Raw genomic sequence first — 8,932 nt, forward strand, 5'->3', positions numbered from 1 at the left:
GTTCCTCGAACCTCCGCGGCTGCCGCCGCCCGAAGATTTCGGCTCATCCGGCCGGTGCGCATCGTCGTCCCGATCGAGCTGTCAGCCGCAGGCTCCTGGGCGAGCAGCTCCTCGTTGGCGATTTCAGGCTTGCCCTCTTCTGCCGCCTCCCGCAAGCGTTCAGCGGTGACCTCGGGCTGAGCCGCATCCTGCTCAGGCGCAGGCTCTTCTGCCTGCCGGTGCGGAACAACGCCCGTCCTGCGGTACTCGTCGAGGAAGGAGGTGTCGACCTCAGCGGGCTCGCTCGTCTTCGCATCCTCGAGCATGTCGCGGAAGCTGGTGCCTGGCATCGCCATCAGAGCTCACCGTCCTTTGGGTCCTTCACTTCAACCCCTCTCTGTCGGAGCGCTTCCACAAAATCAGTCACTTCTGCCTCGACATCCTTCAGTTCACACACTCGTAGCAACGGGTAGCCGTTGATAGACGCCCAGTCGTTCTTGATCCGGTCACGACGCTGGGTCACCAGGAACTGCGCCTCAGCCTGCTCATCAGTCACCGCGTCGAACCACTTCACCGGCTCGAAGTGCTGAATCCCGTCGAACTCGATCAAAGCTCTGAGCGGCGACAGATAAAAGTCGAAGAGCAGAGGGGCTCTGTCCCGACACGTCGGGTGACTCCATTGGGGCTGGTGATCGACTCCGAGACCATGCAGCACCCGTGAGACGAGCTTTTCCCCCTTGGACCCTGCACACAGTGGACAGCCGGATCGGTTGTAGATGTGGTTGAGAATCGTCTGCCAAAAGGAGCCATGCTGGCTGCAGATGATCTCGCACTTCACATCCTGGCGCACATAGACGAACGGCGAATAGTCGTAGTCGTCACCATGAATCGATCGTGCCCGATCGATCCACTCCTCATTTGAGAGCCCCTGGCCGGCGCACTTGGGACAGCCACACTGGTCCTTCACATGAACAGACGGAGTCTGTTCGAACGGCCCGTGCTTGCCGCAGACGATTACGACAGGCTTCGTCGTGGTCGTGTACTTTGCAGCCGAGTAGTCGTACCTATCACCATGGACAGCACGAGCCTTCTCGATCCACTCCGAGACGGAGATTCCACGGCCGGTGCACTTAGGGCACCCCTGCCCGTTTACCACATGGTTCTTAGGCGTTTGGTCGAAGTACCCGTGCTCGGGGCATCTGATCGTGACCTTCGTGCGGTTGTTGAGATACTGCACGCGCTCGTAATCGAACCGATCGCCATGCACAAGATACGCTCGTTTGATCCACTCAGATGTGGACGGCGACACCAGACCCACGCAGGCCCTGCATCCCCGCCTCGCGCTGACATGGTTGACCGGCATCTGCTCAAAGACACCGTGCTCGATGCAAATAATGGCGACCTTGGTCTTGAAATCAACGTACTCCACCAGCGAGTAGTCGTACTTGTCACCGTGGACCGCTCGGGCACGGTCGATCCATTGTGCCGTCGTCAGACGCTGGCCTCCGCGAGTACGAACCGGGCCATCAGAGCTCACCGTCTTCGGGGTCCAAAAGGTACGAGTCACCCCTGGTCAACCCCAGCAAGCTGTCGAACCCAGTAGTGATCACGCGCTCGAGGTTGGCCTGGTTCGTCGACAGCGCCCTCAGTTCGTCGACGACCTGATTGAGCCTGGCGATCTCCAGCGTCGGCAGGTCGTAGTCGAGGTTCTCGCGGCGGATCTTCTCGTCCACCGCGTCGGCCATGTACTCATTCACCGAGGAGTAGCCGCGCTTCTGCGCCCAGTACTCCGCGCGCTGCTTCATGTCACGGTGCAGCCGCAGCACCGCGCGTTCACGCTTGTCGGTGTTGACCGTGGTCGTCGAGGACTCAGTCATGTCTGACCCCGCTCTCTGTCTCTCGCTTCGCATTCGATTGGTATATGAGCCTATTATACTCATCATTCCTCACGATTGCGCGAGTGGTCCGACGCGTCCTATCGAATCGTGATACTGTCGTGCTCGATTCGCGGATTACCTCCGCCCTTGTACGCCTCCTGCGGGCATGCGGCTGAGGTTCACGCGGTGCACGACTTCCACTCTTGCCCCTGAGGGCAGTGTGCATCGCGTGGCGCGGATCGACGCGTCACCTTCCCCTTCGCACACGAACGCCCCGGCTGTATTCAGCCGGGGCGTTCTTCATTTCGCAGCAGCTCACGCGCTTCGCAGGCAGCCTGACATCGTGCCCGTGAACGCCGTGGAGGTCCACAGCTGTTTGTCCTTGTCGGTCGCGAGGTGCTCGACCATCGATCCGGAGCCGAGAGGTGCACCTCCGACGAAGAAGTGCAGCGATCCCGCCGAGAAGCCTGCACGCAGCACCGCGTCGCCCAGGCATGCCCCGGCGGTTGCGATCTTCGCCTTCTGCTCAGGGGTCTTCGCGAACGACGACAGCATCGAGACAAGTCCCGGCCGGATCTGAGAGACCGAGGTGATCTCCTCCTTCGGCTTGCTGTCATAGGCCGCGGTGAGATTCGGTGTGGACGCCGGGGGAGCGGGCGCGGGCGCGGGCTGTGCAGGCTTTGCCGTCACCGGAAGGCCTGACGGCTTCGCAGTGCTCACACTGAGTGCTGTCGCCACACACGCATCGACCTTCTGTCGGAGCCCGCTGCCCAGGAAGCGCGTGGCGGGCAAGAAGCCGACGAGCAAGAACGCAGCCGGCACCGCCAGCTGCCTGGTCGTCGCCGTCCGGGCCGTAGGCATTTCGGAGCCGGCGCAGGCACTCAGTTTCCTCTCTCTTGTTATTCGATTCCCTCTCGCACTCGTCATTGGATAGATCATGCTCGTCTTTGACGATAATCTATCCACGTGTCATTCGATAGGTGGGGTGGCTGGGATCGACGAAGTCGATCCGGGGTCTTCTTCGAAGAGACGGCGGGTCATTCGTTTCCACTGTTCGCCTGGCGTGCTTGCCCGCCCTCCGGCGGGCCGCGTGGTGAAACAGACACAGCGCCGTCTCTCGTCACCGACTACTGACCTGAGGAGCACGTCCGATGTCACACAGCGAAAACACCCCCAACAGCCCTCTGTCCGATGGCGCTCTGTCCAACAGCACAGCCACGGACCCGGCCCTGATCACGATGACCCTGCCGATGAGCCTCGACGGCGAGGCCTGGCACGACATCGAGTTCGAGGGTGAGTCGGCACGATACGTCGACCAGCAGGCTGCCGCCTACGTCATCGCCTATCGCGATCGGATGCACTTCGGCGTCTGCGAGAGCGTCCGTTGGGCGGACTTCCCGGCGACCTATCACGCGATCTTCCTCGAGCGTACGCCCCGGCACACGAGCACCTGTTCATCTGAGACAGAAAGCCACCACATCATGACCCAATACCTCGCACGCGCGCTCCCTGTCTCCGGCCTCCCGCGAGCGTACGGCCGGCACAGCGTGCTCACGATCCTCATCGGCCTGACCGTCATCCTGGGCCTCACCGGCTGCCAGGGCGTGCCGAGCCAGCCTGTCTCGACCGACCAAACCACCACCAGCCCAGTTGCTCCGGCTGCACCGTCGGTGATGCCCACGACGGAGACGCCCAACCAGAGCGCGGCCGTGCCGTTGCCCAAGACCGTGAAGACCAAGATCGTCCGCGTCGTCGACGGCGACACTATCGCCGTCCAGGCAAACAGCGACCTGCAGCCCACCAACGACGCCGGAACCCAGCACACGGTGCGGCTCCTGGGCATCGACGCGCCGGAGATGAACTACGGCAAGGGTGCACCGCCGGAATGCGGCGCACAGGCCGCGACTGATCATCTGACCGAGCTGCTGCCCAAGAGCACCGAGGTCACGATCACCTACGACCAGACTCCTGGCGTGGATCGCACCGACCGTTACGGCCGATCGCTCGCGTACGTGTCCACATCGGCCATTGCCGACGTGAACCTGGCCCAGCTAAAGAGCGGCTACGCCGAAGCCTGGATCCCCAAGAGCGCGACCCAGCCCGAGCGATGGAACGACTACCTTTCCGCCGCCGAGCTGCCCAAATACGCCAAGACCGGCGCATACGGAGCACCGGAGCACTGCCAGAGCCTCGGCCGCAAGTAGGCAACGAGAGGCGAGCCTACGGGTCGGCAGCATACGGCTGGACAAAATCACTCCCCACGACAGGAGGTACGCCATGACGACCCTCTACAGCGACCAAGAGCTGCTGAACACGTTGCGCAGACTCGCTCAGGGCGAGCCCACCCTTGGCCGCCGTACCTATGAGCAGCGCCGCCACGACAACGACCCATCGGCGCATCTGTACACGCACCGCTTCGGATCCTGGGGCGAGGCTCTGGCGGCCGCTGGCCTCACCAGCACGACGCAGCCCCTGCAGTTGCAGGATGCGACCACGAAATGGGCCGAGCCTCAGATGCTCGCAGCCCTGCGCGACTGCCGGGACGAGACCGGGTCCTGACAGTGCGAAGCTACGAGGCCTGGCGCTTGAACCCTGTGCATCCGCGGCCCAACGTGCCGCCGGCAACCAGCATCCGCGCCCGGTTCGGCCAATGGAGCGCAGCCGCCGCACAAACCGCGTGATCCACCCAGCGACATCACAAGGAGAAATCATGGCTGAAACACTGAACACCCAAAATCCCGCCGACGACAGCCTCGCCCAGGTCTACGACACCGTGGTCCAGTGTGCTCGCGCACTCAAGGACACTGCGCCGCATCTGGCCAACGAAGCCTGGAACCTCTGCGGTCACATCAACAACCTGCGAGCCGATCGAGCCCAGCTCTAAACTGCGGCTTGCACCAGTCCGCTGCGCTTGGCATGAAGCTGAGAAACAGAGTCGGCACAGCCGACTCTGGAACATCATTGACAGAGTTCGAGGCTCGAAAAGATGAGCCAGAACTTCCGTCCTGGACCGGCATTCGCCGGACGAGGGATTGCGCTGCCAGCGGCCGGTAACAGGCACACAGCGCAGTCCAGGTAGCAAGAGAGCTTCGCGCCCGTGGTCACTGGAGGGCCGCTCGTCCAACCTCGCCTCCTCGGCTTGCCGGTCCTCAGGCGAGCCTACGGACGGAGAGCGTACGGCGACAAGAACCCGCACGGGAAGCGAAGAGACGACGAGCGCAAGACGGGGCATGACCTCTGAACGCGGATCCGAATGCTACGGGAATCGGGGCAGCTCCCCGACGCCACGAGGCGGCCTACGAACCGGGAAACCGGACGGACCGCGCTTGCTCTCTACCCCTTCTTTCCGGCCTCCCGCAAGCGTGCGGCCGGTGATCACTTCCTGATGCCCGTAGCTGCGACTATCGCGTTGCGGGCATCAGGATCAGCCGGGGAAAGTACCCCGGCGCAAGGGTCTGTGGCTCAACGGCACAGCATCAGGCGTTCCGACTCACCAGGGTTCGACTCCCCAGGCACCAGTGGTAGGTGAGACCCGGGCGACAGGCGCGGCAGCACAGCGCGACGCACTGAAAACGCAGGTTCGAATCCTGCCGGACCCACGAGACGCGAACGGTTTGATTCCGTACTGCAGGAAGCTAGCGCCTGCAGACCTCACATCCTCGAGGCTGAGGTCTCCTGAGCGGGGCGCGTCTACACTCCTCCTTGTTTCGGCCTCCCACAAACGTGGGACCGAAACTCGTCCACCCCGACGAGAAGCCCCGATGCCATTGGCGTCGGGGCTTCTCTTTCATGTGACGGCTCCGGCTTCGCCGTTACGCCAAACAGAGCAGAGCAGGCCAGCAGAGCTGGCTCGGGATCTTCACCGACTCAGAAAACTCTCTGTCCCGGAACACCCCCACATCTTCAGTAACCAGAGGAGCCCGTCATGGCACAGCTCGCTGAGCTTTACGACGCCGACAAGCGCACGCGCGATCCCCAGATCCGCGAACTCGCGGCGAAAATCACGATCCCGCACCCGCTGAACAACGTCCAGTACGCCGATGGCATCTCCCACTGCCGCCATGCGAAGAGACACCAGCCATTCCAGCTCTGCCAGCAGACAATCCGCGTCGACCGGTCACGCCGGCCCGAACGAAAGGCCAACGCCGCATGTTCCCGATGACCCCCGTCCAGAGCTGGGCCACCATCCTCCTCCTCATGCTCCTGGTAGTCGCGCTCACCAAGATCATCGTCGACTTCGACGCGGCTCTTGACCGTCGGCAGGCCGCGAAGCGCGCCGGCAAGGGCACCACGCTGAAGCCGAAGACGGAGCTGTCCGCGACTCCGAATCCGATCCAGCCAGTCTCCCGCACGAACTTCGACGGCTTCCCGAGTCCCTCCCGCGGCGAGATCTACGACTACGCCGTCCACGGGATCTAAAGCATTCCCAGCACGTCCTTTGCCGGGCCACTCGTCGACGGCTTCCACGGAGTCATCGACTGACTTCGCTATTCCCCTTCACCACCAACTCCACATCGAAAGCGAGGGCACTGCCATGAGCATGCTGCGCACCCTGAAGTCCCTGTTCGCCCCTCGCTACGAAGTGCGGGTCGCGCACCCCGTCGATCGCGATGAGCTGGAGCATCTTCCTCGCCAGGAGCGCCTTCGTGCCGTCGACGACCTGGTCCAGTCGCATGCCGTCAGCACCTACGGTCTGCTGCAGCACCTCAGCGTCAAGGGCTCGACCCCGCTGGTCATCCTCGGCGACGAGATGGTGCAGACGGTGATCACCGTGAAGCTCGAGAGCGATCTGGTGGCGATGGATCTCGCTGATGCTCTCCGGGCGCACCTGTGCAACCACAGCACCGTCCTCGTCGTGCCGAACGACCCGTCGAAGAACCTTGAGGAGGCGCTGCGCCCTTGAGGAAGAGCTACTGGATCGAGCTGATCCGACGACTCGTGCACAGGCACGGCTGACCCTTTCTCGCTCGTCTCCTGTACCAGCCCTCCCTCGGGCGGGCACCATACAGCTCCAGAAAGAAGCACATCATGCGCAGCACCGCACCCCGCCTCGACGCCATCGCCGAGGATGTCACTGTCCGTTTCGCTGGCGGTTCACTCAGACTGACCGGCACGCTGCTGTTCGACCCCCGGACTGCGTCGCTCATCCTGGACACCCAGGATGGCGAGCCGGAGGAAATGCTCACGGTGAACCTCGCCGTCTACGGGCTCTTCCCCGAGACCCCTGACGAGATCCTCGTCAAGGACTGGTCCGAGGGTGAAGGCACAGCCCAGAGCCTCATCGACGCCGGCGTCGCTGAGTTCGTGAACGAACACTTCGTCGGACCGTTCTCGTCCCGCGCCGTCCGACTGCGGCTCATCAAGAAGGAGAACTAATCACAATGGGATACCTCAGCGACTACTACGCCCAGAAGGACGCCGAACGAGCCGACGGCTCCGTCGACTGGTCTCAGGTGCCAATCCGCAACGGCGGCACGCTGGACACCGGAAACCCCGAAGACCAGGAAGACTCATGACCAACGACGACTATCAAAACATCCAGCCATCCAACCCCGACGACCTCACTGCCTGGCTGGAAGCGATGCCCGAGGTCGAGCTGCCGCCTTTCGAAGAGACCGAGCAGGGCCGACGCGAGAAGGAAGCCCAGCCGGGCTTCACCGGCACGCTGCAGGGATACCTCGACTGGCTCGATGAGATGCTCATGTACGGCGGGCTCACCCTCTCCGAGCCCCGGCTGCACCCGTGGCGGAAGAACCAACTCGTCCATGAGCTGAAGCTCGTCACCGGCGGATTCTCCACCGACGAAAAGCTGATCGGCCGCGTAGAGCGGGATCTGCTCGGTTTGATGTACTGGGAGTCCAGCCACAGGGGTGGATTGTTCGTCTTCCAGATCCCGCAGGACGCACTCGACAGCGGGCAGGTCCGCGAGTGGATGAAGCCGGAGACCAACGTCTTCGAGACGATCTACCTCGTCGACGAGATCCGCATCCCGCATCAGCTGGGTCGTCGACCCCGAACGGGAGAAGGTCGAGCTCTCCTGCGAGCAGCGCACCGACGGGAACGGCAACATCCGACGAACGCTGATTGTCATGCCCGAGCAGCTGGACGACGAGACCATGCGGCTGTTCCATCGGCGCACGCTCGAGCAGAGCGAGCTGAAGCGATGGCTGTGTCTTTGTCCGACTCCAGCGAGCCGACCACAGTCACAGTGTTCGATGTCGCGGAGTACATCCTCGCCAAGCATGCAGTGGAGCACCCTGAGAACCCTCAGATGACCACCATGAAGCTGCAGAAGCTCGTCTACTACTGCCAGGCCTGGCATCTCGCCTGGGACGGCTGGGCGATGTTCCCGGAGGAGATCCAGGCCTGGGCCAGCGGTCCCGTGTGCCCGGCGCTCTACGAAGTACACCGTGGCATCTTCGCTGTCGGGCCAGGCTTCTTTGCGAAACGCCTGCACGTGCGTAGCGATGTCTCGAACGCTGGGTAGTCCGGGAGGCGGCAGAGCCGCTCCGGGATCTTCATTAAAAATGATGACCCTCTACCGTCATCGCTCCACAGAACGAAAGGTTCCCTCATGAGCGCTGTGCTTGATGCCCCCGACACCATCACGACCCCGGACACGGACACCGATCTCGATGCGGCGTTCCTGGACATCGTCGACCCCGATCGCGAGCACCAGGACGACGACGCCGGCGATCACGACCGCCTAAGCCACTACGTCAGCAAGGAGGACATCGTCCGCGCCGCAACGCAGGGCATCGCCGTCTTCGCTCTCTGCGGCAAGAAGTGGCGACCGTCGAAGAACCCGGAGAACTACCCGGTCTGCCCCGAGTGCAAGGCCGAGTGGGAGAAGCTCAAGGAGGAGTAACCGCATGGCCGACCCCATCACCCGGTTCGACGGCGAGCACCGCTTCTTGTCGAACTTCCACGTCACACCCCTCGAAGTGCACCTCGGGCTTTTCGAGCCCGGAGTCGTCCGGGCCGCCAGCGGAGAGCACGCCTTCCAGGCCCTGAAGACTACGGATGCTGGTGAACGTGCCGCGGTGCTGGCCTGCGAGACCCCAGGCCGCGCAAAA

15 protein-coding genes and 1 tRNA gene are annotated in these 8,932 nt (G+C 63.1%); 12 read left to right on the forward strand and 4 right to left on the reverse strand.

Features of this window, described 5'->3' with window-relative positions:
* The 4 genes from AHiyo1_RS25140 to AHiyo1_RS22690 all read right to left on the reverse strand — a co-directional run.
* On the reverse strand, window positions 1–335 hold a 335-nt coding region (locus AHiyo1_RS25140; protein ID WP_216363304.1), incomplete at its 3' end, for a hypothetical protein.
* Window positions 335–1,408 (reverse strand): DUF723 domain-containing protein, encoded by a 1,074-nt coding sequence (locus tag AHiyo1_RS22680; RefSeq protein ID WP_148667728.1) that lies wholly within the window; start codon window positions 1,406–1,408, stop codon window positions 335–337. The genes AHiyo1_RS25140 and AHiyo1_RS22680, both read right to left, overlap by 1 nt.
* A 97-nt stretch (window positions 1,409–1,505) precedes the next feature.
* Window positions 1,506–1,856 (reverse strand): hypothetical protein, encoded by a 351-nt coding sequence (locus AHiyo1_RS22685; RefSeq protein ID WP_084784690.1) that lies wholly within the window; start codon window positions 1,854–1,856, stop codon window positions 1,506–1,508.
* A 315-nt stretch (window positions 1,857–2,171) separates the two neighbouring features.
* Window positions 2,172–2,663, reverse strand: a complete 492-nt coding sequence (locus AHiyo1_RS22690) for a hypothetical protein (protein ID WP_148667729.1) — start codon at window positions 2,661–2,663, stop codon at window positions 2,172–2,174.
* Window positions 2,664–3,007: 344 nt separating this feature from the next.
* Here AHiyo1_RS22690 and AHiyo1_RS22695 point away from each other — a divergent pair, with 344 nt between their 5' ends.
* The 12 genes from AHiyo1_RS22695 to AHiyo1_RS25150 all read left to right on the forward strand — a co-directional run.
* Window positions 3,008–4,060, forward strand: coding sequence for a thermonuclease family protein (locus tag AHiyo1_RS22695; RefSeq protein WP_059390097.1), 1,053 nt, complete (start codon window positions 3,008–3,010; stop codon window positions 4,058–4,060).
* A gap of 73 nt (window positions 4,061–4,133) precedes the next feature.
* Complete coding sequence (locus AHiyo1_RS22700) at window positions 4,134–4,415, forward strand: homing endonuclease associated repeat-containing protein (protein ID WP_059390098.1); 282 nt, start codon at window positions 4,134–4,136, stop codon at window positions 4,413–4,415.
* Window positions 4,416–4,566: 151 nt separating this feature from the next.
* Complete coding sequence (locus AHiyo1_RS25145) at window positions 4,567–4,740, forward strand: hypothetical protein (protein WP_172465716.1); 174 nt, start codon at window positions 4,567–4,569, stop codon at window positions 4,738–4,740.
* Window positions 4,741–5,307: 567 nt separating this feature from the next.
* A tRNA-OTHER gene (locus tag AHiyo1_RS24305) sits at window positions 5,308–5,455 on the forward strand.
* A 326-nt stretch (window positions 5,456–5,781) separates the two neighbouring features.
* Window positions 5,782–6,018 carry a hypothetical protein gene (locus AHiyo1_RS22705; protein ID WP_059390099.1) on the forward strand — a complete coding sequence of 79 codons (237 nt, stop codon included), beginning with the start codon at window positions 5,782–5,784 and terminating at the stop codon, window positions 6,016–6,018.
* Entirely contained in the window at window positions 6,006–6,275 is a 270-nt protein-coding gene (locus AHiyo1_RS22710) for a hypothetical protein (protein ID WP_059390100.1), read from the forward strand. The genes AHiyo1_RS22705 and AHiyo1_RS22710 overlap by 13 nt, the downstream gene beginning before the upstream one ends.
* 115 nt (window positions 6,276–6,390) lie before the next feature.
* Window positions 6,391–6,759 (forward strand): hypothetical protein, encoded by a 369-nt coding sequence (locus AHiyo1_RS22715; protein WP_059390101.1) that lies wholly within the window; start codon window positions 6,391–6,393, stop codon window positions 6,757–6,759.
* A gap of 125 nt (window positions 6,760–6,884) precedes the next feature.
* Entirely contained in the window at window positions 6,885–7,232 is a 348-nt protein-coding gene (locus tag AHiyo1_RS22720; RefSeq protein ID WP_059390102.1) for a hypothetical protein, read from the forward strand.
* A gap of 5 nt (window positions 7,233–7,237) precedes the next feature.
* Window positions 7,238–7,372, forward strand: a complete 135-nt coding sequence (locus AHiyo1_RS27785; protein WP_275937097.1) for a hypothetical protein — start codon at window positions 7,238–7,240, stop codon at window positions 7,370–7,372.
* The gene (locus AHiyo1_RS27640) at window positions 7,369–8,343 is read left to right on the forward strand and encodes a Panacea domain-containing protein (protein WP_253257569.1); all 975 of its coding nucleotides are present in this window, start codon (window positions 7,369–7,371) and stop codon (window positions 8,341–8,343) included. The genes AHiyo1_RS27785 and AHiyo1_RS27640 overlap by 4 nt, the downstream gene beginning before the upstream one ends.
* Before the next feature lie 87 nt (window positions 8,344–8,430).
* Window positions 8,431–8,724 carry a DUF3039 domain-containing protein gene (locus AHiyo1_RS22730; protein WP_059390103.1) on the forward strand — a complete coding sequence of 98 codons (294 nt, stop codon included), beginning with the start codon at window positions 8,431–8,433 and terminating at the stop codon, window positions 8,722–8,724.
* Window positions 8,725–8,728: 4 nt separating this feature from the next.
* Window positions 8,729–8,932, forward strand: a 204-nt coding sequence (locus tag AHiyo1_RS25150) for a hypothetical protein (RefSeq protein ID WP_216363305.1), incomplete at its 3' end; no start/stop codon positions are given.

The sequence above is a fragment of the Arthrobacter sp. Hiyo1 genome (assembly GCF_001263615.2).
Taxonomy (GTDB): domain Bacteria; phylum Actinomycetota; class Actinomycetes; order Actinomycetales; family Micrococcaceae; genus Arthrobacter.

Excerpts from the sequence above, each read along its gene's own strand:
- AHiyo1_RS22685 (WP_084784690.1), bottom strand. The coding sequence starts at position 1,856 with ATGACTGAGTCCTCGACGACCACGGTCAACACCGACAAGCGTGAACGC.
- AHiyo1_RS22695 (WP_059390097.1), top strand. The coding sequence starts at position 3,008 with ATGTCACACAGCGAAAACACCCCCAACAGCCCTCTGTCCGATGGCGCT.
- AHiyo1_RS22700 (WP_059390098.1), top strand. The coding sequence starts at position 4,134 with ATGACGACCCTCTACAGCGACCAAGAGCTGCTGAACACGTTGCGCAGA.
- AHiyo1_RS25145 (WP_172465716.1), top strand. The coding sequence starts at position 4,567 with ATGGCTGAAACACTGAACACCCAAAATCCCGCCGACGACAGCCTCGCC.
- AHiyo1_RS22705 (WP_059390099.1), top strand. The coding sequence starts at position 5,782 with ATGGCACAGCTCGCTGAGCTTTACGACGCCGACAAGCGCACGCGCGAT.
- AHiyo1_RS22710 (WP_059390100.1), top strand. The coding sequence starts at position 6,006 with ATGTTCCCGATGACCCCCGTCCAGAGCTGGGCCACCATCCTCCTCCTC.
- AHiyo1_RS22715 (WP_059390101.1), top strand. The coding sequence starts at position 6,391 with ATGAGCATGCTGCGCACCCTGAAGTCCCTGTTCGCCCCTCGCTACGAA.
- AHiyo1_RS22720 (WP_059390102.1), top strand. The coding sequence starts at position 6,885 with ATGCGCAGCACCGCACCCCGCCTCGACGCCATCGCCGAGGATGTCACT.
- AHiyo1_RS27785 (WP_275937097.1), top strand. The coding sequence starts at position 7,238 with ATGGGATACCTCAGCGACTACTACGCCCAGAAGGACGCCGAACGAGCC.
- AHiyo1_RS27640 (WP_253257569.1), top strand. The coding sequence starts at position 7,369 with ATGACCAACGACGACTATCAAAACATCCAGCCATCCAACCCCGACGAC.
- AHiyo1_RS22730 (WP_059390103.1), top strand. The coding sequence starts at position 8,431 with ATGAGCGCTGTGCTTGATGCCCCCGACACCATCACGACCCCGGACACG.